This window comes from Micromonospora sp. NPDC005215 (assembly GCF_040607915.1).
GTDB lineage: Bacteria > Actinomycetota > Actinomycetes > Mycobacteriales > Micromonosporaceae > Micromonospora.
Window position 1 is genome coordinate 390,795 of sequence record NZ_JBEXHQ010000001.1, and the last position, 20,765, is coordinate 411,559.

Below are 20,765 nucleotides of genomic sequence, written 5' to 3' on the forward strand. Positions count from 1 at the left end.
GACGTTCCTTCCTCAGTCCCAGTCCAGGCCGCCGCGCCGCCACACGTAGGCGTACGCAACGAAGACCGCGACGATGAACAGGACCATCTCCACGAAGCCGAAGATCGGCAGGGCGTCGAACGAGACCGCCCAGGGGTAGAGGAAGATGATCTCGATGTCGAAGACGATGAAGAGCATCGCCGTCAGGTAGAACTTGATCGGGAACCGCCCGCCGCCGACCGGCTGCGGGCTGGGCTCGATGCCGCACTCGTAAGCTTCGAGTTTGGCCTTGTTGTAGCGACGGGGACCGGCGAAGCGGGCGGCGCCAACGGAAAACAGCGAGAACGCCGCGGCGAGGGCGAACAGCCCGATGATCGGTGCGTAAGGCGAGAGCGACATCGTTTTCTCCTGCTCGTCCTTCCCTGCCCTCGGTGCTTGACGAAAATCACACTATTCACGTCCCTCGCAGTGGCAGTCGGCGGGGGTCGATCTTTGTCAGCGTCGGGGCCGTGACCAGCACCGATGCCGTCCTACTTATACGGCCGGGGCGACCTTCGTCATCGCGTTGATGACCCGGTCCATCGCGTCCCCGCCGCGCGGGTCGGTCAGGTTGGCCAACAGCTTGAGCACAAAACGCATCAGCGTCGGGTGCGGCATGCCGTGTTTGGTGGCGATCCGCATGATCTCCGGGCGGCCGATCAGTTTCACGAAAATGCCGCCCAACCGGTAGTAACCGCCAAGGCGGGCCTTCAGCTCGTTCGGGTACGCCATCAGCGCCCGCTCCCGCTCCGGCCCGGCCGGCCGGGCGAGGGCCTGCACCATGACCTCCGCGGCCAGTTCGCCGGACTCCATCGCGTACGCGATGCCCTCACCGTTGAACGGGTTGACCATGCCGCCCGAGTCGCCGACCAGCAGCACCCCCCGGGTGTAGTGCGGAACCCGGTTGAAGCCCATCGGCAGCGCGGCGCCGAGGATCGGGCCGTCGGCGTTCGTCTCGTCGGTCATCCCCCAGTCTTCCGGGGTGTTGGCGAGCCAGTCGGTGAGCAGCCGGCGGTAGTTGGTCTTGCCGAACGCCGAGGACGAGTTGAGCACCCCGAGGCCGACGTTGACCCGCCCGTCGCCCAGGCCGAAGATCCAGCCGTACCCGGGCAGCAGGTTGTCGCCGCTGTCCTTGCTGCGCAGCTCCAGCCAGGACTCCAGGTAGTTGTCCTCGTGCTTGGCCGGCGAGCGGTAGTAGCGGCGGACGGCCACGCCGATCGGCCGGTCCTCCCGCTTGGCCAGCCCGAGCGCTAGCGGGAACCGGCCGGAGACCCCGTCCGCCGCGACGACCAGCGGGGCGTGGAAGGTGGTCGGCTCCTTGCCCGGACCGACCTCCGCCTCGACGCCGGTGACCCGGCCGTCGGCGTCGAGCACCGGACCCAGCACGTTGATGTTGGTGCGCAGCTTGGCGCCGGCGGCCACCGCCCGCTGGGCGAGCAGGTCGTCGAAGTCCAGCCTCGTGCGCACCAGGCCGTAGTTGGGGAAGCTGGCGAGCTCGGGCCAGTCCAGCTCCAGACGCACCCCACCACCGATGACCCGCAGGCCGCGGTTGTGCAGCCAGCCGGCCTCGGGTGAGGTGTCCACGCCCATCTGGATGAGCTGGCGCACCGCGCGTGGGGTCAACCCGTCGCCGCAGACCTTCTCGCGGGGGAACTCGGTCTTCTCCAACAACAGCACCCGTACGCCGTGCCGGGCCAGGTGGTACGCAGTAGCTGATCCACCGGGACCGGCGCCCACGACAATGACGTCGGCGTCGTGTTCCACCGGGGTCATTCGCGCCTCCTCCCGCACGCTCGTGAAATGCTTCACAAGCCAGACGGGACGAGTGTATGACCGGCGTCATACCTGCGCAGGATCAGGGGTACCTAACTCGCCGATGTGACAGCCCCCGACCGTCCACAGCGGTTTGGTGTCAGGCCGGGCTGGGGGCGTCCAGACCCGCATCGACCCGGATGGCCTCCGGCAGATGCTCCCGGAGCGCACCACCCGCCGCCCGGTCCAGCGCCGCCAACACCTCGGCGACCACCTGCCGGACCTCCACCGGATCCGCGCCGGCCAACGCGCGCAGTTGTGCGACGAGTTCGGCCGCGTCATCGTCGGTGGCGGCCACCGGGTCCGCCGGGTCTGCTCCGGTCATGCGGACGAGCGTACGGGGCAAAGTGGACTAAAGACCGATATTCACGAAACCTGAGCAATGTCCGCGTCGGTCGCGTCGACTACTCGCGGATCCCCCGGTGCAGGGCCACCACGCCACCGGTCAGGTTGCGCCACGCCACTCGTCCCCACCCGGCCGCGGCGACCCGGCCGGCCAGCGCGGCCTGCGCCGGCCAGGCCCGCACCGACTCGGCGAGGTAGACGTACGCGTCGGGGTTGCTCGACACCGCTCGGGCGACCACCGGCAGCGACCGCATCAGGTACGACAGGTAGACCGTCCGGAAGGCCGGGTTGACCGGGGTGCTGAACTCGCAGATCGCCAACCGCCCACCCGGCCGGGTGACCCGGGCCAACTCCCGCAGGGCCGCGTCGGTGTCACTGACGTTGCGCAGCGCGAAGGAGATGGTCACCGCGTCGAAGCTGGCGTCGGCGAACGGCAGCCGCAGCGCGTCGCCGGCCAGCAGCGGCACCTCGGGACGGACCCGCTTGCCGGCGTACAGCATGCCCAACGACAGGTCAGCCCCCACCGCGTACGCCCCGGACTGCGCCAGCTCCCGGGTCGAGACGCCGGTGCCCGCGCCCACGTCCAGCACCCGCTCGCCCGGCCGCAGCCCGAGCGCCGCCCGGGTGGCCCGACGCCAGGACCGGTCCTGGCCGAAGGAAATCACGGTGTTGGTCAGGTCGTAGCGCTCCGCCACGCCATCGAACATCGCGGCGACCTCGTGCGGCTGCTTGTCCAGACTGGCGCGCTGGCCCTGCGGGGAACGGCTCACCCCTCCACTCTGCCAGCCGCCCGCCAACCGACGCCCCTGGGGTGGTGCGGCACCCCCCGGTACGCGAAGGGGCGGGGTGGTCGCCCACCCCGCCCTCGCGTCGTACCGGCGTCCTGACGCCGACTGCCAGCTCCGCTGTCAGTCGGTCAGCGCCGCTGTCAGTCGGTCAGCGCCGCTGTCAGTCCGTCGGCGTCTCGTCGCTCGGAGCGACCAGAACGACCTTGCGCCGGCGAGAGAGCACCAGCAGCGCACCGCCCACCAGCAGGATGATGCCGCCGATGCCACCGATCAGGCCGACCTGCACACCCGTCACCGGCAGGCCGCCGCCACCGGAGCCGCCACCACCGGCAGTCGGCGACGTGCTCGCGCCGGGCGTCGGCGTACCACCCGGACTGGGCGTACCACCCGGCGTCGGGGTGGCCGTCCCGCCCGGGGTCGGCGTGGCGGTGGGCGTCGGGGTGGCCGTGGGGCTCGGGGTCGGGGTCGGCTGCGCGGTCAGGTCGACGAAGACGTCGAAGACCGCCTGGTTGTCGCCCTCGTCGACCTCGGTGAAGGCCTTCCGCTGGGCGCTGGTCGCCGGCTCGGGCCGCTCCTCGGCCTGACCCGTCGCACCGTCGAGACCCTGCGCGACCAGCTCACCAACCCGCAGCACCGGCTGGGTGACGTTCGCGCCGACCGTCACCCTGACGTCCGCCGTGTAGTACTCGCCGGGCTTGATCACCGCACCGTCATCCTGGCAGAGCGCCTGGGCGACACCGCCGAAGGTCTGCGACGTGCAGGCGTCCGGCAGCGTGGCGAAGGTGACGCCGGCCGGGAGCGTGAGCACGTAGGACAGGCCGGTGGCCTTGCGGCTGCCGTCGTTGTAGACCGCCCAGTCCACAGGCACCGTCTCGCCGCGCTTGACCGGCCGGAGGTCGGGGTCATCGCCCTGGACGCCGTTCACCACGACGTTCGCGTAGACGTCCTGCACCCAGCTGGTCAGGTCGTAGCCCGGCTTGCCGACGGTGATGTCGTGCTCGACCGTGTTGTCCTTGCGGTTGGGGTCGGCGGTGGCCGACTTGATGGTGACCACCAGCGTGCCGGCCTCGCCGCGCGCACCGGTGGAGAAGAGCGGAATGCCGAAGTCCTCGCTGGTGCCGGCCGGCACGTCGCCGAGCGGGCAGGTGAACGTCTTGCCCTTCACCTGGCAGCCGTCGGGCACGACGACCCCGATCACGCTGTTCAACATGTTGCTGGTGTCCACGGTGTAGCTGACGCCCTTGGCGGCGACCGTGCTCCGGGTGTTGTCGACAAGGAACTTGAACGGCTTGGCCTTGGCCGCCTTGACGCCCTTGGCCAGCTCGGAGCTGAGCGGTACCAGTGCCAGATCGGCCTGGTCGGCGGCCTGCGCCGGGGCGGCCACGGTGGCCAGGCCACCGGCCGCGAGCAGGGCCACCACGCCAGCGCGGGCCAGGGCCGAGCGGTGGAACGCTGTCATCGGTCCCCCGGGGGGTAGGGAAAGAAAGATTGGTTGCGGAACGAGCGGACGCTATCGGAGGCCGATCACGCACGCCAGCGCGCGCGGCCCTTTTCATCCGTCCGGCCCGGGGTCCGCAGACGGTACGGGCGGGATGGTCACCCATCCCGCCCGTACCGCCGTGCGTTATATGAACGACCCGCAACGGGCCGATGGAGGACAGCCCACGAACGACCACCAGACCACCCGCCACCAGCACGATCGCGATGATTCACCGGTCGACGTGATGACGGATACGAGCCGGGACGCTATCCGCCGACGATCACCTTCACCACCCCACACCGGACAGCCTGACGCTGCGGCGGCCGGGAATACCCGTACCGCCGGGGTGAGCCGGCGGGAGCATGAGCCTCGGTCAGCCGAACGGCCGGGCGTCGAGCCGCGTCAGTTGACGTCGACAAGTGGCAGGGATCGGCCCGCGCCACCGCCGGGAAGCGCGATCGAGGAGAAGTGCGAGACCACCCGCTCGTCGGTCGGGTCGTCGGCCGGCGTGTGGTGCACGGCGAGCCGGTTGTAGAGGGTGTCGCGCTGCGCGGGGATCCGGTCCGCCGAGCGGATCATGCCGATCAGCTCGTGCAGGTTGGAGCGGTGCCGCGCACCGGCGGAGGAGATCACGTTCTCCTCCAGCATGATCGAGCCGAGGTCGTCCACGCCCATGTGCAGCGCGAGCTGCCCGACGTCCTTGCCGGTCGTCAGCCAGGACGCCTGCAGGTGCGGCACGGTCTCGAAGAAGAGCCGGGCCACCGCGACGAGGCGCAGGTATTCCAGGGTGGTGGCCTGGGTGCGGCCCTTGAGGTGGTTGTTCTCCGGCTGGTACGTCCACGGGATGAAGGACCGGAAGCCGCGGGTGCGGTCCTGCACGTCCCGGATCATGCGCAGGTGCTCGATCCGCTCGGCGTGCGTCTCGCCGGTGCCCATCATCATGGTGGCGGTCGACTCGATGCCCTGCCGGTGGGCCAGCTCCATGACCTCCAGCCAGCGCTCGCCCGACTCCTTCAGTGGCGCGATCGCCTTGCGGGGCCGCTCGGGCAGCATCTCCGCGCCGGCACCGGCGATCGAGTCCAGGCCGGCGGTCTTGATCCGGGCGATGGCCTCGTCCAGGCTCACCCCGGAGACCTTCGCCATGTGCAGGATCTCGCTGGGGCCGATCGAGTGGATGACCAACTGCGGATACGCCTGCTTGACCGAGGAGAACAGCTCCTCGTAGTACTCCACGCCGAAGTCCGGGTGGTGCCCGCCCTGGAGCATCACCTGGGTGGCGCCCAGCTCGACCGCCTCGCCGCACCGGCGCAGGATCTCCTCGGTCGGGTGGGTCCACCCTTCCTGGTGCTTGGGCGCGCGGTAGAACGCGCAGAACTTGCACGCCGTCACGCAGACGTTCGTGTAGTTGATGTTGCGGTCGATCAGGTACGTGACGACGTTGTCCGGGTAGCGCCGCCGCCGCACCGCGTCCGCCGCCTCACCCAACGCGTGGAAGGGCGCCTCGGTGTAGAGCAGCAGGGCCTCCTCGGGCGTGATCCGCCCGCCGTCCGCGCCACGCTGCAGGATGTCGTCGATCTCCCGGCTCACCGTCACGCCCCCGAGCGTACGCCGGCCTCACAGCCGCCAGCATGCCCCTACAACTCGGGTGATGAGTGCCCCAAACTCGGTGGCAGCGCCACATTGACGGATAGTGCGCGCACGACAATCACCCCTGTCCAGCGAGGTGGTGGCCTAACGTCGCAAGCTTGCACCTCAGCTCGTCGGGTTCAAAGCACCGTCGCTCCAGGCGCTCGGGCAGTTGCCCTTCGGCACCCACCAAGACCGACGACCAGTCACGCGACGACCGTCCTTGAAGCATGAGGGTGACTGTGGTGGTCGAGGTCGCGTTGACCCTGTGTAACAGGTCTTCTGACATGGAGTAAGACGATCCCGCCGTGAGGTGGACCGTCAATGTTTCGCTCACGGTCTCGAATCCCACAGCCTCAAACCGCCATGCCGAATCCTCGGAACGGCTCGACTCCCTGAACTGCAGGAGTCTCTGCCCACCGTCGGCCGCCCGGTAGTAGTGGCAGGCGAGCTGCCCGATGACCACCGCCGACGCGAAGTGGAAGCGATGGTTGTGCACATGCTCTCGTTTTCGGACTTGCTCTGGCCACCAGACATGCATGCGGAGCTGGCCCAGTTCGCCGAAGGTAGCCAGGATGAACTTGTCGAAGCCGAGGGGGTGCCGATGCGAACGGGCGGCCACGGCACTCGTCCGGCGATCGTCATCAGTCAACTCTCTGAGGAACGCACTCAGGCGATGTGGCCGACCAAGCCGCCGCAGGAGGCTGATGGCCAGCCCTCGTGGTTGCCCTGCTGTTGTGGCCAACGAGCGGCGAAACTGCTCCTCCGGCATGGACAGCGGCTCGGCCCCTGCGACAAGAGAGGACATCTCACCACCTCGACACGAGTTCCATCACGCACAGCTCGTGATCCGAAAAGTTGCTCAGCAGCTTCGGCGCACTACCTCTCAACAGACCCGACGAAAACAGAATGTCATCGATTGACATCCCGTTGTGCGTGGCCATGCCGTAAATTGATCTGGTCATTGGCTCGCCGATCAGATCCAACACCAAGCTGCGGTCCTCGGTGTTGAAATCCCCGCAGATAATGGTTTGCATCCCCTCGGACCGGGGCAAGCTCTCCGAGAGCGACTTCCAAACGTTGGCGAAATCCGGCTCCCGCGCGTCGCGGCCGAAGCGGTGGAACGGGAAAGAATGCAGTGACGCTACGCTTATCTCGGTCAACCCGAAATCGAGGGTGCAGACAACCAGGCCCTTGTCGTGGAGCGTGAGGCTGCTCCCCCCCTTGCGGGTGGAGAGCCTCGGGTTCGGCAGCATCGATGCCTCAATCCTGCTGACCGGGTAACGACTCACGATCGCCACCCCGGCACGCTTCCCCGGTTCAAACGACGACTCCGAGAGCGATAGGGTCCCGGCGTACTGCAATTCCGTTCGGGTGAGTAGCGCAGATAGAACCTCCGACTCACCGTTGGGTGTGAAGTCCACCTCCTGCAAGGCCAGTACATCAATCGCGTTGGTCTGGACGAGGTTAACCATTTCGGTCATTGACTCTGGCCGCCGAGCCGGATCGTTGGTACAGGCAGGGACACCTTCCCGGACGTTCCAGGTCGCCACGCGAATCAGCCCCGTCAAGGCGGCCAGGGGAGGTTCAACATCGAGTAATCCCGTACGACCAGCACCCCCTGGTAGGTCATCCACGTCGGCTCCTTTCGTTCTTCTCGCCACTTCCACACTCCATCTTCCTGAAGATCGAGAACTGCTCTGACGGCGCGACGCAACTGAGGAAGATGGTTATCGACCCCCCTGCACATGAGCGCACGCGCTACCCAGGCCGGCGTGAAGTGACCGATGATGATCGTGTCCATCGCTTCATCCGTCCTGGTCAACCTGCGCAACTGTTCATCCGTGATGTCGAGGCTGGGGTTATGGCTCAACCATTCGATTCCTGCGTCGATCACCTCGTCGAGCTTCTCCCGCCGATCCCGACCTACGACTTGAGCCGCTTTGTGGAGAGCCACTACGGCACGTGCGGTATGGGGTACGGAGGGAAGGCCTACCTGGTTCACTGTCAGTCCCCAGGCCAACCCTCCCGGAGCACTGTCCACCTGCTGCCTTACAGCACCCGCGAGAAGGTGGGAGGTGATCTCGTCGAGTTTCGGCGAGGCCGGTTCAACCTCGGCGAGCGCGGAGATGGCGGATGTAAGCACCGCGACCCGCTGCCAGCCAACGCGGTCAACGTCCGGCGACAACATCCGTTCGAGCTGGCCTACCAACTCGCTCCGGATCGACGATTCGAGCCCGGCTCTAACGAGTGCGGTGAGCACCCAGGCCGTAACCTCCGGCCGCGCCACGTCCTGCTGTGAACGGGCGACCCAACCCCCTGCTGGACGTTGCAGGGCGACAACGTTCTCCACCAGCCGGCGTCGATCGATTCGGGCGTCTCGGATGTCCAGCGCCAAGGCAATCCGCAGGCCGTAAGACGTGCCGATGGCGCTCGGAGGGACTTGCTCTCCCATGAACTGGGACCATCCGGAGATTTCGCCTCGCAATCCCGAAGCGGTCCTGAAGTCCGCTAGTAGCCTGCTTCGCGTCCCGTCCAGTAGCTGCCTCGTCGTGAGGTACGGGCTCTGCTCCGGCTGCCGCGCCCCCGGAAGTATCGTCCTGGTCGTCGGCGACGAGCCAAGGATTCGCTGCACTGGCGGTCGTTGCACCAGCCATTGAAGGGTGACGCCGACACAGACCGCGGCGAGGACGGCAAAGGCGTAGCGAACCCAGTCCTGCTTGAACCACTGATCGGGCAGATGGTCGAGGAGGAGACTGTAGGTCGCGAAGATCAGAGCGAACGGTCCAAGGGCAGCCAGACGGCGCCCGAGCTTGCGCAGGAAGATACCGCGCACGGGACGCGAAGCCTCCCGTTGCGGCTCTGCCCCGCTCGATCTGGCCTTCTCTTGAACGGCCTTCTCACTCAGAATCACACGTTCCCCGATCGAATCGCCCAGAGTGTGGGCCTTGCCAACACCGCGTTCGATTGGCCCCAGACGTTAGCGAAACGTATCGATGGGCAACATCCTGCGCCAGTACCTTTGGCAAGGGCCGGATGGGCACAGGTACGAGCGGGATGCTGAGAACGGCGGGCGCGCCGGTCACAGGTGTCTAATTGACGAGCGGGAGGCCGGGTCGCCCGATGTCGGCTTTTGGACAGCCGCCAACCAGCGAGCGACCTGATACCTCGATCGACCCGAAACCTCAGGTGGTGATGCGTCTGACTCCCAGGCTCAGGCGATCAGGGAAGCGTGCCCCTCACGCGTCGTAGTCCACGACGAGCCGGTCGGTGGTCGGGCTGGACTGGCAGGTGAGGACGTAGCCGGCGGCCAACTCGTCCGGCTCCAGGGCGTAGTTGCGGGCCATCGTGACCGACCCGTCGACGACCTTCGCCTTACAGGTCGAGCAGACGCCGCCCTTGCAGGCGTACGGCAACTCGCCGCGCACCTTCAGCGCGGCGTCCAGCACCCGCTCCTCGCGACCCATCGTGAAGCTCGACGACCGACCGTCCAGCACGATGGTGACCTCGGCCCCGGCGCCCGCCTGGTCCACCGGACGGCGCACCGGCTCCGGCGGCGCGTCGACGTGGAACAGCTCGGTGTGCACCGCCGACTCGGGCAGGCCACGTGCGGTCAGCACGTCCCGGACGTCGACCACCATGGCGTACGGGCCGCAGAGGAACCACTCCTCGATCACGTCGCCCGGCACGATGGTGCCCAGCAACCGGCCCAGCCGCTCGGCGTCGATCCGCCCGGACAGCAGCGCCGACTCGCCCTGCTCCCGGGAGAGCACGTGCACCAGGTGTAGCCGGGTGGGATAGCGGTCCTTCAGATCGGCCAGCTCCTCGGCGAACATCACAGTGTTCGCCGTGCGGTTGCCGTACACCAGGGTGAAGGTGCTGGCCGGCTCGACGGCCAGCGCGGTCGCGACCAGCGCGAGCACCGGGGTGATGCCGGAGCCGGCGACGACAGCGCCGTAGTGCCGCACCCGGTCCGGCGCGAACGCCGTGGTGAAGGTGCCCAATGGCGGTAGCACCTCGACCGTGTCGCCACCACGCAACGCCCCGCACGCGAACGCCGAGAAGGCGCCGCCGGGAATCTCCCGGACCCCGATCCGCAACCGGCCGTGCCGGGCCAGGTCGTCGGGGGTCGAGCAGATCGAGTACGACCGGCGCACGTCCGTGCCGTCCTCGGCGACGCGCCGCACGGTGAGGTGCTGGCCCGCGCGGAACGCGAAGGTCTCCCGCAGATCCTCGGGTACGGCGAAGGTCACCGCTACCGCGTCGTCGGTGAGCCGGTCGACGGCCGCGACCGCCAGCGGGTGGAAGACCGGCCGGCGGCGGACCGGGCGGGTGATGGTGACAGTCACAGCGCCTTCAGGTGGTCGAAGGGTTCGGAGCAGGAACGGCACCGCCACAGCGCCTTGCACGCGGTGGAGCCGAACCGGCTGACCTGCTCGGTCTCCGGTGAGCCGCACTGCGGGCAACGGACCGCGAGGGTCAACGGGACGACGCCGGCGGCGGGCACCGGGGCCGGCGGGGCGATCCCGGCGGCGGCGAGCTTGGCCCGCCCGCCGTCGGAGATCCAGTCGGTGCTCCACGGTGGGCTGTAGACGGTGCGGACCTCGGCGTCGGGGTGGCCGGCGACCGCCAGCGCGCGGCGGATGTCGGTGCGGATCACGTCCATCGCCGGGCAACCGGTGTAGGTCGGGGTGATGGTGACGGTGACCCGACCGCTTGTCGGGTCCTCCTCGACCGCCCGCAGGATGCCCAGCTCGGCAACGGTGATCACCCGGATCTCCGGGTCCACGACGCTGGCGGCGGCGTCCCACGCGCTCACCGTGCCGCCGTCGGCGATCGCCGGGCTCGCGCTCCGCACGCTCACCAGGTCGCTCCGGGATGGGCGCGGTGCAGCACCTGCATCTCGGCGAGCAGGTAGGCCAGGTGCTCGGTGTGTACGCCGTCCCGCCCGCCGGCCGGGGCCCAGCCGCTCTGCGGTCGGGTGAGCGTCGCCTCGGCCAGCACCGCGTCGACGGTCTCGTCGAACGCCGGCCGCAGGGTGGCCGGGTCGATCGGCGCCGCCGGGTCCGCGGCGAACAACTCGTGCGTGTACGGCCACACCTGGTCGACGGCCGCCTGCATGCGACGGTGCGACTCGTCGGTGCCGTCGCCGAGCCGCTTCACCCACAGTGCGCCATGGTCCAGGTGGTACGCCGACTCCTTGCGCGCCTTCGCACCGATCGCGGCCAACCGCTGGTCGGCGCAGCCGGCCAGCGCCGCGTACAGCGGCAGCTGGTAGGCCGCCAGGAAGAACAGCTTCGCCATGGTCACCGCGAAGTCGCCGTTGGGCAGCTCGACCAAAAGCGCGTTGCGGAACTCGCGGTCGTCGCGCAGGAACGCCAACGCGTCCTCGTCCCGGCCGGCGCCCTCCAGCTCACCCGCGTAGGACAGCAGCAGCCGGGCCGCGCCGAGCTGGTCGAGGGCGATGTTGGCAAGCGCGATGTCCTCTTCCATCTCCGGCGCGCGGGTCGTCCACTCGGCCAGTCGTTGCGCGGCGACCAACGCGTCGTCGCCGAGGGCGAGAGTGAAGTCGTAGGGCCCGTTCACGCCGGCACCCCGCTGCGCTCGGCGGCGGCGCGAAGCGCCCCGCTGCTGAGCTGGCTGGTTCGCTCGCTCCGCTCGCTCACAGGTGGGCCACCCCGTCCGGCACCTCGTAGAAGGTGGGGTGGCGGTAGACCTTGTCGGCGGCCGGGTCGAAGAAGGCGTCCTTCTCGTCCGGGCTGGACGCGGTGATCGCGCCGGCCGGCACCACCCAGATCGACACGCCCTCCTGGCGGCGGGTGTACAGGTCCCGGGCGTTGCGCAGGGCCAGCTCCGCGTCCGGGGCGTGCAGGCTGCCGACGTGGGTGTGCGACAGCCCGCGTCGCGCCCGCACGAAGACCTCCCAGAGCGGCGAGTGTTCGGTAGTCACGCGGCCACCTTCTCCTTCTGTTGCGCCCGCTTCGCGGCGTACGCCACGGCGGCCTCGCGGACCCAGGTGCCCTCGGTGTGCGCCGCCCGGCGATGGGCCATCCGCTCCCTGTTGCACGGCCCGTTGCCGGAGATCACCCGCAGCAGTTCGTCGTAGTCCGGCTGGGTGTAGTCGTACGCCTGCCGCTCCTCGTTCCAGCGCAGGTCCGGATCGGGGATGCGCACGCCGAGAATCTCGGCCTGCTGGACGCACATGTCGACGAAGCGTTGCCGCAGATCGTCGTTCGAGAAACGCTTGATCTTCCAGGACATCGACTGGGCGGAGTGCGTGGAGTCGCCGTCCGGCGGGCCGAACATCGCCAGCGACGGGTACCACCAGCGGTCCACCGAGTCCTGGGCCATCGCCTGCTGCGCCGGGGTGCCGTGCGCGAGGGTGTGCAGGATCTCGTAGCCCTGCCGCTGGTGGAACGACTCCTCCTTGCAGACCCGGATCATCGCTCGGGCGTACGGGCCGTACGAGCAGCGGCACAGCGGCACCTGGTTGACGATCGCCGCGCCATCCACCAGCCACCCGATCGCGCCCACGTCGGCCCAGCTCAGGGTGGGGTAGTTGAAGATCGAGCTGTACTTCTGCCGGCCGTCGAGCAGCAACTGGACCAGCTCGTCGCGGCTGATGCCGAGGGTTTCGGCGGCGGCGTAGAGGTAGAGGCCGTGACCCGCCTCGTCCTGCACCTTGGCCAGCAGGATCGCCTTGCGTTTCAGCGAGGGCGCCCGACTGATCCAGTTGCCCTCCGGCTGCATGCCGATGATCTCGGAGTGGGCGTGCTGGGCGATCTGCCGGATCAGCGTCCGGCGGTAGGCGTCGGGCATCCAGTCGCGTGGCTCGATCTTCTGTTCGGCGTCGACCACCTCGGTGAAGTACGCCGCGAGGTCCTCGTCGGCCGCGGGTCCGCCACGCCGCCCGCGCGCCGCCGCCGCGCGTAGCTCTGCCTCGGCGGCCTCGACCTCGCCCAGCAGGCCGGCACCGGGCGCGTCATCCGCAGCGGCAGCCGACGTGTCGGTCGGGGGCGTGAAGTCGTTGCCATACATGGGACAAGTGTTACAGCTTGCGACGCAAGAAACCAGAGCGTGTAACAGGAATCCGAGGATCCCATCAGTAACGGAATGAGTGCTTTGGGCTACCTGGGCAGGCCGGTTTCGCCGTGATCTGGGCCACGAGGCAAAGGTGAATCCTCACAAGGGGGGCATACCGCCTCCATATCCCGCCTTTATCGCAGGTTGCCTAGTGTCGGACCCTGGCGGGTCTCCCAACCAGACGTAGACTTTCCGCCGTCACACCGATCGGCTTCACAAGATCGCCGCCAGACAGAGGCCACCTCCCCCGGCCTCGGCGATCGGCCGATCCGTCCGGACAACAAGCCGGTCCCCCCGGCCCTGACACCTGGAGCTCACCCACTCATGCGATCCCGCGTGACCATGGTGCTCGCCATCACGGCGGTCCTGCTCGGCGGCGTCCTACTGGTCCCCGCCGCGTACGCCCGACTCTCCAACGGCGACAGCGGCGGAGGCGGTGGCGGCGGTGCCGCCTCGACCGTCGCCGCGCCCGCACCCACGCCACCGCCGCCGCCCACGCTGGCGGCCGGTCCGGTGTCGGTGAACTTCCAGGGTGACTTCTTCTCGTGGGCACTGCTGGATCGGCAGACCGGCAAGATCTCCGGGTCGCCCAACATGGCCGCGACCAGCTCCACCGAGTCGATGATCAAGGCGTGGATCGTGTCGGACTATCTGCGCCAGCTGGGCGACCGCGAGCCGACCGCAGCGCTGAAGAAGGCTGCCAGCCTCGCCATCCGGGAAAGCAACGACACGGCGGCCAACAAGGTCTACGCCGCTGCTGGCGGCTCGTACCGGGTACCGCCGAACGGGCAGCCGGGTCCGGTCATCCAGCGGGCGATCAAGATCTGCGGGCTGACCGACACCAAGCGTGGCAACGTGCCGAAGTACGAGGGCTGGTGGAGCTTCACCCGGATGTCTCCCCGGGACGCGGTCCGGGTGGGCGACTGCATCGCCGACGGCAAGGCCGCCGGCCAGAAGTGGACCAAGTGGGTGCTCAGTGAGATGAGCCAGGTTCACGGCACCGCCGCGGTGAAGGACCAGAAGGCCGATTCCGGCGGCGGGCGCTGGGGGATCATCGACGGCCTACCCAAGTCGATCACCGCGCAGGGCCCGGTCAGCATCAAGAACGGATGGACGCGGATCTACGACGACGCCAACTGGCACGTCAACTGCCTCGCCGTCACCGGCAAGTGGAGTCTCGCGGTGATGCTGCGCTACTCGATCAAGAACAGCCTGGACTACGGCGCGAAGGTCTGCGCCAGTGTGGCCACCCAGTTGGTCACCCCGCAGCCCGGCGCCGCGCTCAAGGTGCCGCAACAGCCGGCCGGGAAGCTCTGATGGCCGGGAATCGGCGGGCCGACCGGCGCGGCGGCGGTGAGACGTCCCCGCTGCGGCTGGTCGCCGTCGCCGCCATCCTGATCGGGTTGGTGCTGGTGTCGCTGCGGCTGCTGCCCGGGTCACCGTTCGAGTCGGCAGCCGCCGCCAAGTGGGGCGACGCCGGCTCCAGCACGAGCGACCGCCCCACCGGCGCAGGCACCAACCGAAGTGCCCGCCAGCCGGCCCCACCGTCACCGAGCCCCAGCCCGGAGCTGGAGCCGCTGCCGTTCGTCGCCAAGGACCTCAAGCTCGACATCGAGGGCTGGTACGCCTGGAGCGTGCTGGACCGCCGCACCGGGCAGATCATCGGTTCCAAGAACATGGACGAGACCAGCACGACCGCGTCGATGATCAAGTCCTGGATCGTCGCCGACTACCTGCGTCGCTCGGCAGACGCCGGCCAGACGCCCAGCGACGCGAAGCTCGCCGACGCGACGCGGATCATCCGGGACAGCGACAACACCCGGGCCGAACAGTTCTACAACCAGGTCGACCGGGACGCCTCGATCAAGCGGCTGATCTCCATGTGCAAGCTGACCGACAGCAAGGTCGCCCCCGACAAGGGCTGGTCCCGGACGGCGCTCTCCCCCCGGGACACCGCCCGCCTGGGCAACTGCATCGCCACCGGCACCGCCGCCGGGCCGAAGTGGACCAAGTGGCTGCTCAACGAGATGAAGCTGGTCCGCGGCGCCGGTGACTTCGGCATCCGCAAGGCCTTCCCGGCCGCCGAGCAGAAGCAGATCGCCATCAAGAACGGGTGGATCGACCGCACCCAGGAGCAGGAGATGCACATCAACTGCCTGGCCATCGGCGACACCTGGACGATGGGCGTGATGGTCAAGTACCCGATCAACATGGGTTACGACTACGGCATGAAGAACTGCGAGAAGATCACCGAGGCGCTGCTGCGCCCCGGCACCTGAGCCGCCGCCCCGCGCGCTGCGGGTGCCGACCCGCTGGTCAGCCGCCGAAGAACTCGGGGCCGCCCTCCGGCAGCTCCGGGGCCTCGCCGATCGCGGCGGCCCGCCGGGCCCACTCGCGCAGCCCGGCGACCTGCCGGTCACCGAGGGAGAAGTCCAGGGTACGGAAGTACGTGGCCAGCGTCGCCGCGTCGAACGTCTCCCAGCGGGCCGCGGCCTCGGCGACCTGGTCCAGCTCGGCCAGGCAGAGGTCCCGCGAGCGCAGGAACGCCTCGTGCACCTCCTTGACCAGGCCCGGGTGGGCGGCGGCAAAGTCGCGGCGGACCGCCCAGACGGCGAAGACCATCGGCAGACCGCTCCACTCCCGCCACGCCTGCCCGAGGTCGGTGACGATGAGCCCGCGCTGCGGCGCCTCGTAGTACGCCCGCAGCGCCACGTCCCCGATCAGCACCCCGGCGTCGGCTTCGAGCAGCATCTGCGTCAGGTCCGGCGGGCAGCGGAAGTACTCGGGCCGCACGTTGTACCGCTCGGCGAGCAGCAACTGGGCCAGCATCACCCCGGTCCGCGAGGTCGAGCCGAGCGCCACCCGGGCCCCGTCCAGCTCGGCGAGGGGTCGGGTGGAGACCATGTTGACCGAGAGCACCGGTCCGTCACTGCCCACCGCCAGGTCCGGCAGGAGGAGTAGCTCGTCGGCGTGCTTCAGGTACTCCAACAGGGTGATCGGGCCGATGTCGAGGTCGCCGGCGACCAGCGCCGCACTCAACCGGTCCGGCGAATCCTTCTGCAGGTCGACGTCGAGCAGGGCACCGGAGCGCATCAGACCCCAGTAGATCGGCAGGCAGTTCAGGAACTGGATGTGCCCGACCCGCGGGCGTGCGATGCGCTCAGCCATGACCCGACCGTATCCCCGGCCTCCGGGTCCGGCTCAGCGGGTCGCCCCGGAGTGGCCAAGCCCGCATCGGGCCCGGTCGCCAGCGGCTGTCCTCCGTCAGGCGCTACCGTCCGCCGGCGTCGCACCGCCGAGGCCGCGACCGGCACGAAGAGCAGCACCACCAGCAGCCCGACCACTCCGGCACCGGCGATCAGTGGGCGCGGTGCAACGGCCGTGAGCAACGCCCCGCCGCTGAGAAAACCGACCATCGAACCACCCTGGACCGCCGCGCCGTAGCTGGCGTAAGCCCGAGCGCGCACCGCCTCCGGGACCCGCCGAGTGGTGAGCAGGTTGGCGAAGACGTTCTGCCCGCCGTTGGCCGCGCCGCCCACCAGCCAGAGCGGCACCAGCAGGACCGCCACCGGCACTGTCGAGGCGAGCAGCACCATCAGGCTGCACACGCCGAGCGTGGCCAGTACCCCGCGTACCAGCGCGCCATCGTCGTCGAGCCGGTTGGCGACTCGCGCGGCGAACCAGGCTCCGGGCAGCATGCCGGCCATCCAGGCAGCAGTGACCAGGCCGAACGTGGTGGCCGATCCGTCCAGCGTCTCCCGAATGAAGAAGACCTCGATCACGTTGATGCCGCCGATCGCCGCGATCACCACGGCGGTGCTGACCACCATGAGGAGCATCAGCGGGTCCCGGCGCAGCCGCCAGGCGACAGCCGTACCCGCTGGGTTGGCCGCGCCGGCGGGGCCGGTCTGGCCCGGCGCGCCGGCGGGGCCGGTCTGGCCCGGCGCGCCGGCGGGCCGGCGACCTCCGCGCCGGGTCCGCAGCAGCAGGCCCGCGACCACGAGCGCCAGATAGGTCACGGCGTCGAGAAGCAGGGGTACGCGGGTGCCGAACTGCCCCACCAGCAGGCCGGCCAGCACTGGGCCGCCGAGCGCGCCGAGCGAGACCGCGGTCTGACTGATCGCGCTGGCGCGCGGCAGGTCGGCCGCGCGGACCATCGCCGGTAGGAGCGCTGCCAGGCACGGTTGGGTCACCGCGAGCCCGCAGGCCAGCAGGGTGACGAGCCCGACCACCAGGACGGGGCGCTCGACGACCGCGAGGAGCGCGCAGATCACGGTCTGGAGCAGGCCGATGGTCACCAGCAGGGTGCGACTGTCCACCCGGTCGGCAAGCCGGCCAGCAAGCGGGGCGAGTACCACCAGGGGCAGGGTGGCCGCCAGCAGCAGCCCCGACACGGCGAGCCCGCCGGCACCGGCGCCCTGCAGGGCAAGCGCCAGAGCCGTGGCGGCGAGGAAGTCGCCACAGATCGTGGTGCCCCGAGCGGTGGCGGCAAGCCAGACGTCCGACCAGCGCGACTCGTCAGATGCGAAGGACATACTTCGAAAATAATCCTTCACAACTGACCGCCGCAACCCCCAGCTACGCCAGCGGCACCGTCCGGTAGTGCACAGCGACAGTGCGCGCCCCCGGCGGCGGATCGGCCTCGCGCCGCCGCGCCTGGTAGGGCCGCAGCAGCGCCAGGACCGCCTCGTTCAGCCCAGCCAACTCCTCGGCCGTGAGCAGCAGCAGCGTGTCGTTGAACAGCGCGTTGTCGTACCACTCGGCGGGCTCGTCCCCAGCGCGGCGCGACCAGTCCCGAACCCGCTCCATGGCACGGGCCGCGTACGCCTCCACCACCGCCTGCTCGGCCGCACGCGCCGCGGGCCCGGCGTCGCGTCCCGCGTCGACCAACAAACTGCCACTCGCCACGCGCCACACCCGCTCGCGCGCGTCCCCCCGGCTCGGCGCCTGCTCGACCAGGCCGAACTTCGCCAGCGCCCGCAGGTGGTAACTGGTCGCGCTCGGCGACAGCCCGACCACCTCCGCACACTCGGTGGCGGTGCCGCCACCGTGGTGGGCAGTCAGGTATTCCATGATGGCTATCCGGGCCGGATGGGCCAGGGCCCGCATCACCTGCGGATCACTGATCGCCGTCCGGCGCGAATCGGGGCGAGCCTCGGTCATGAGCCCATGATCCCGGCAGGCCCTCCAACCTGCCATCACCCCCACGTTCGACCCGGTCCACCTCGTGTCGCCGGCTGGGGCTACCTGCGGCGGTGAGCAGCCAGCGCGGCGCGGCGCGGTGGCACGGGGCGGTGGCGCGGGGCGGTGGGACGGGCGGTGGCACGGGCGGTGGCACGGGCGGTGGCACGGGCGGTGGCACGGGCGGTGGCACGGGGCGGTGGCGCGGCGCGGCGTGGTGGCCCGGCGCGGCGGGATCTGCGGGCTCAGCGATCGGCGAAACCGGTCCCAGCTATTGCTGGTTGGCACCCTGAAAGTGTCGTACACCAGTTCTATTCTGTCTTCATGTTGAGAGCGTTGACGCAGGCCGGCGGTGCGGTCGACGACTGCGCCGAGACCGCGCTCTGGGGGCTCTCCGACGATGAGCTGCTCGCCTCTCTCGACGCGACTCAGGTGTTGGCGCAGCGGCTGGCCACCGTCCAGCTCGGGCTGGTCCGCGAGGTGGACGGCCGCGGCCTGGCGGTCGCCCAGGGCGCCTCGTCAACCGCCGTCTGGCTGCGGGAGCGGCTCCGGCTCTCCGGTCGCTCCGCGCGCCAACTGGTCCAACTCGCCGCCACCGTCGATGCCGCGCCGGCAGCGGTGCGCGACGCGCTGCTCAGCGGTGCCATCACCGTCGAGCAGGCTCGTGTGGTGGCCGAGACGATCGCCGCCCTCCCGGTGGAGGCCGGCCCAGAGGTGGCGGACAAGGCCACCCAACTCCTGGTCACCTGGGCCGACCGGTTCGACCCGACCATCCTGAGCCGGCTCGGAGAGCGCGTCCTCACGCACGTCGCACCGGATCTGGCCGACCAGGCTGAGCTGAAGGCTCTCCAACGGGCCACCGAGCGGGCCGAGGCTCGCCGGCACGTCACGCTCTCCGAGCAGCAAGACGGTCAGGTACGCCTCAGCGGAAACCTCGACACCGAAACCGCGAGCCTGCTCCGTGAGGCGATCGACCCGCTCTGCGCCCCGGCCGGTGAGCACGATGACCGCAGTCCAGGTCAGCGCCGTGCCGACGCGCTGGGCGAGATCTGTCGGTTGGCGCTGCGCACGGGTCAACTGCCCGACAACGGCGGAGATGGGCCTCAGCTCGTGGTGACCGTGTCGCTCGATGATCTGGTCAACGGCGTACGCGCCGGCACATTGGAGACCGCAGCCCGCCTCACGCCGGGTGCGGTCCGCCGGCTCGCCTGCGACGCCAACCTGTTGCCGGCCGTGCTGGGCGGCAACAGTCAGGTCCTGGACGTCGGTCGTCAACGCCGGCTCTTCACCGGTCCGCTGAGGCGTGCGTTGGTGCTGCGTGACGGCGGTTGCGCCTTCCCTGGCTGTGACCGTCCGCCGAGATGGTGCGACGGTCACCATGTCCGGCACTGGGCCGACGGTGGGACGACGGCGCTGAGCAATGCCGTGTTGCTCTGCGGTTATCACCACCGGTTCGTCCATCGCGGCGACTGGACGGTCCGCATGGCGGCGGACGGCCGGCCCGAGTTCCTTCCGCCCCGCTGGCTCGACCCACTGCGCACACCACGCCGCAACCTCTACCACCAGCGCTGCTGATGCCGCCGACCACGCCTACGCCACCGGGACCAAGATCCTCAGCGCCGCGCTGACCCGACAATCATCACCTCAGCGCCGCACGACCAGGCAATCATCACCTCAGCGCCGCGCTGACCCGGCAACCATCACCTCAGCGCCGCACGACCCGGCAATCATCACCTCAGCGCCGCACGACCAGGCAACCATCACCTCAGCGCCGCACGACCAGGCAACCATCACCTCAGCGCCGCACAACCAGGCGACACGCCATCTCGGACGGGTGGTCGTCTGGGTAATTCGCTGGAAGTGGCGGGTTCGGGGGCGTAAGGTTGCAGGCCGCTTGACGGCCGAGGTGAGCTGCACCGGAACGGACGTCTTCGCGCCGGGCGGCCGGCCATCCGCCCCCGGACACGCGAGCGCGCAGCAGATGTGAACGATGGGACGTCAGCATGCCCGCACTTGATCTCGACACCCAGCTCGACACGGATCTGTCCGCCGAACGCGCACACCTGGCAGCCTCGCGGAGCGCGCTGCGGCGCATGCGGGAGCGGGCCGAAGCCCTCTTCGCCACCGGTGACCAGGTGGCCGGCGACGCGTACGCGGCGGAGACGCTCGGCCGCACCCTGGCCCGCCGGGTGGCGGAGCTGGCCGACGACCCGACGACGCCCCTGTTCTTCGGCCGCCTCGACTTTGCCGAGTCCCCCGACACCGACGACAGGGACCCCGACACCACCGACACCAGCAGCACAGCGCACGGCAGCACCCAGGGCAGCACCGCGCACGGCAGCACCGCGCACGGCAGCACCGCGCACGGCAGCACCGCGCACGGCAGCACCGCGCACGGCAGCACCGCGCACGGCAGCACCGCGCACGGCAGC

At 69.6% G+C, this 20,765-nt stretch carries 20 protein-coding genes and 1 pseudogene; 4 read left to right on the forward strand and 17 right to left on the reverse strand.

The window, feature by feature from the left end; translation table 11 throughout:
* Positions 1–12 precede the first annotated feature (12 nt).
* From ABZU25_RS01845 to paaA, 14 genes are all read right to left on the reverse strand, one after another.
* The gene (locus ABZU25_RS01845) at positions 13–378 is read right to left on the reverse strand and encodes an NADH-quinone oxidoreductase subunit A (protein WP_007454588.1); all 366 of its coding nucleotides are present in this window, start codon (positions 376–378) and stop codon (positions 13–15) included.
* A gap of 135 nt (positions 379–513) precedes the next feature.
* On the reverse strand, positions 514–1,791 hold the full coding sequence (locus ABZU25_RS01850; RefSeq protein ID WP_355027403.1) for a geranylgeranyl reductase family protein: 1,278 nt from the start codon (positions 1,789–1,791) through the stop codon (positions 514–516).
* 139 nt (positions 1,792–1,930) lie between these two features.
* Positions 1,931–2,155 carry a hypothetical protein gene (locus tag ABZU25_RS01855; RefSeq protein ID WP_355027404.1) on the reverse strand — a complete coding sequence of 75 codons (225 nt, stop codon included), beginning with the start codon at positions 2,153–2,155 and terminating at the stop codon, positions 1,931–1,933.
* Between the two features lie 79 nt (positions 2,156–2,234).
* Entirely contained in the window at positions 2,235–2,945 is a 711-nt protein-coding gene (locus ABZU25_RS01860; protein WP_355027405.1) for a demethylmenaquinone methyltransferase, read from the reverse strand.
* A 178-nt stretch (positions 2,946–3,123) separates the two neighbouring features.
* On the reverse strand, positions 3,124–4,422 hold the full coding sequence (locus tag ABZU25_RS01865; protein WP_355027406.1) for an LPXTG cell wall anchor domain-containing protein: 1,299 nt from the start codon (positions 4,420–4,422) through the stop codon (positions 3,124–3,126).
* Between the two features lie 423 nt (positions 4,423–4,845).
* Positions 4,846–6,036, reverse strand: a complete 1,191-nt coding sequence (gene mqnC, locus ABZU25_RS01870; protein ID WP_355027407.1) for a cyclic dehypoxanthinyl futalosine synthase — start codon at positions 6,034–6,036, stop codon at positions 4,846–4,848.
* A 112-nt stretch (positions 6,037–6,148) separates the two neighbouring features.
* Positions 6,149–6,877 carry a hypothetical protein gene (locus ABZU25_RS01875; protein ID WP_355027408.1) on the reverse strand — a complete coding sequence of 243 codons (729 nt, stop codon included), beginning with the start codon at positions 6,875–6,877 and terminating at the stop codon, positions 6,149–6,151.
* Between the two features lies 1 nt (position 6,878).
* Positions 6,879–7,640, reverse strand: coding sequence for an endonuclease/exonuclease/phosphatase family protein (locus tag ABZU25_RS01880; protein WP_355027409.1), 762 nt, complete (start codon positions 7,638–7,640; stop codon positions 6,879–6,881).
* Positions 7,637–8,905, reverse strand: a complete 1,269-nt coding sequence (locus ABZU25_RS01885) for a hypothetical protein (protein WP_355027410.1) — start codon at positions 8,903–8,905, stop codon at positions 7,637–7,639. The genes ABZU25_RS01880 and ABZU25_RS01885 overlap by 4 nt, the downstream gene beginning before the upstream one ends.
* 403 nt (positions 8,906–9,308) lie before the next feature.
* On the reverse strand, positions 9,309–10,418 hold the full coding sequence (gene paaE, locus ABZU25_RS01890) for a 1,2-phenylacetyl-CoA epoxidase subunit PaaE (RefSeq protein WP_355027411.1): 1,110 nt from the start codon (positions 10,416–10,418) through the stop codon (positions 9,309–9,311).
* On the reverse strand, positions 10,415–10,888 hold the full coding sequence (paaD, locus tag ABZU25_RS01895) for a 1,2-phenylacetyl-CoA epoxidase subunit PaaD (protein WP_355027462.1): 474 nt from the start codon (positions 10,886–10,888) through the stop codon (positions 10,415–10,417). Before paaD ends, paaE begins: the two co-directional genes overlap by 4 nt.
* Positions 10,889–10,929: 41 nt before the next feature.
* Complete coding sequence (paaC, locus tag ABZU25_RS01900) at positions 10,930–11,655, reverse strand: 1,2-phenylacetyl-CoA epoxidase subunit PaaC (protein WP_355027412.1); 726 nt, start codon at positions 11,653–11,655, stop codon at positions 10,930–10,932.
* A gap of 76 nt (positions 11,656–11,731) precedes the next feature.
* Entirely contained in the window at positions 11,732–12,019 is a 288-nt protein-coding gene (paaB, locus tag ABZU25_RS01905; protein ID WP_355027413.1) for a 1,2-phenylacetyl-CoA epoxidase subunit PaaB, read from the reverse strand.
* Positions 12,016–13,107, reverse strand: a complete 1,092-nt coding sequence (gene paaA, locus ABZU25_RS01910; protein ID WP_355027414.1) for a 1,2-phenylacetyl-CoA epoxidase subunit PaaA — start codon at positions 13,105–13,107, stop codon at positions 12,016–12,018. The genes paaB and paaA overlap by 4 nt, the downstream gene beginning before the upstream one ends.
* Before the next feature lie 369 nt (positions 13,108–13,476).
* Here paaA and ABZU25_RS01915 point away from each other — a divergent pair, with 369 nt between their 5' ends.
* Positions 13,477–14,469: a hypothetical protein gene (locus ABZU25_RS01915; protein WP_355027415.1), complete on the forward strand. Its 993-nt coding sequence runs from the start codon at positions 13,477–13,479 to the stop codon at positions 14,467–14,469.
* Positions 14,469–15,431, forward strand: a complete 963-nt coding sequence (locus ABZU25_RS01920) for a hypothetical protein (protein ID WP_355027416.1) — start codon at positions 14,469–14,471, stop codon at positions 15,429–15,431. The genes ABZU25_RS01915 and ABZU25_RS01920 overlap by 1 nt, the downstream gene beginning before the upstream one ends.
* Before the next feature lie 37 nt (positions 15,432–15,468).
* Here the strand turns inward: ABZU25_RS01920 and ABZU25_RS01925 are convergent, their stop codons facing one another.
* The 3 genes from ABZU25_RS01925 to ABZU25_RS01935 are packed head-to-tail and all read right to left on the reverse strand — an operon-like array spanning position 15,469 to position 18,315.
* Positions 15,469–16,320, reverse strand: coding sequence for a menaquinone biosynthesis protein (locus ABZU25_RS01925; RefSeq protein WP_355027417.1), 852 nt, complete (start codon positions 16,318–16,320; stop codon positions 15,469–15,471).
* Positions 16,272–17,687: an MFS transporter gene (locus ABZU25_RS01930; protein WP_355027418.1), complete on the reverse strand. Its 1,416-nt coding sequence runs from the start codon at positions 17,685–17,687 to the stop codon at positions 16,272–16,274. The genes ABZU25_RS01925 and ABZU25_RS01930 overlap by 49 nt, the downstream gene beginning before the upstream one ends.
* 43 nt (positions 17,688–17,730) lie before the next feature.
* Complete coding sequence (locus tag ABZU25_RS01935; RefSeq protein WP_355027419.1) at positions 17,731–18,315, reverse strand: winged helix-turn-helix domain-containing protein; 585 nt, start codon at positions 18,313–18,315, stop codon at positions 17,731–17,733.
* A 342-nt stretch (positions 18,316–18,657) separates the two neighbouring features.
* On the opposite strand from ABZU25_RS01935, the gene ABZU25_RS01940 reads away from it, so the two are divergent.
* Positions 18,658–19,908, forward strand: a complete 1,251-nt coding sequence (locus ABZU25_RS01940; RefSeq protein ID WP_355027420.1) for a DUF222 domain-containing protein — start codon at positions 18,658–18,660, stop codon at positions 19,906–19,908.
* A 428-nt stretch (positions 19,909–20,336) separates the two neighbouring features.
* Positions 20,337–20,765, forward strand: a pseudogene (locus ABZU25_RS01945) (AAA family ATPase); the annotation flags it as partial.

Coding starts and splice junctions, on each gene's coding strand:
- ABZU25_RS01845 (WP_007454588.1), bottom strand. CDS start 378: ATGTCGCTCTCGCCTTACGCACCGATCATCGGGCTGTTCGCCCTCGCC.
- ABZU25_RS01850 (WP_355027403.1), bottom strand. CDS start 1,791: ATGACCCCGGTGGAACACGACGCCGACGTCATTGTCGTGGGCGCCGGT.
- ABZU25_RS01855 (WP_355027404.1), bottom strand. CDS start 2,155: ATGACCGGAGCAGACCCGGCGGACCCGGTGGCCGCCACCGACGATGAC.
- ABZU25_RS01865 (WP_355027406.1), bottom strand. CDS start 4,422: ATGACAGCGTTCCACCGCTCGGCCCTGGCCCGCGCTGGCGTGGTGGCC.
- ABZU25_RS01875 (WP_355027408.1), bottom strand. CDS start 6,877: ATGTCCTCTCTTGTCGCAGGGGCCGAGCCGCTGTCCATGCCGGAGGAG.
- paaA (WP_355027414.1), bottom strand. CDS start 13,107: ATGTATGGCAACGACTTCACGCCCCCGACCGACACGTCGGCTGCCGCT.
- ABZU25_RS01915 (WP_355027415.1), top strand. CDS start 13,477: ATGCGATCCCGCGTGACCATGGTGCTCGCCATCACGGCGGTCCTGCTC.
- ABZU25_RS01920 (WP_355027416.1), top strand. CDS start 14,469: ATGGCCGGGAATCGGCGGGCCGACCGGCGCGGCGGCGGTGAGACGTCC.
- ABZU25_RS01925 (WP_355027417.1), bottom strand. CDS start 16,320: ATGGCTGAGCGCATCGCACGCCCGCGGGTCGGGCACATCCAGTTCCTG.
- ABZU25_RS01930 (WP_355027418.1), bottom strand. CDS start 17,687: ATGTCCTTCGCATCTGACGAGTCGCGCTGGTCGGACGTCTGGCTTGCC.
- ABZU25_RS01935 (WP_355027419.1), bottom strand. CDS start 18,315: ATGACCGAGGCTCGCCCCGATTCGCGCCGGACGGCGATCAGTGATCCG.
- ABZU25_RS01940 (WP_355027420.1), top strand. CDS start 18,658: ATGTTGAGAGCGTTGACGCAGGCCGGCGGTGCGGTCGACGACTGCGCC.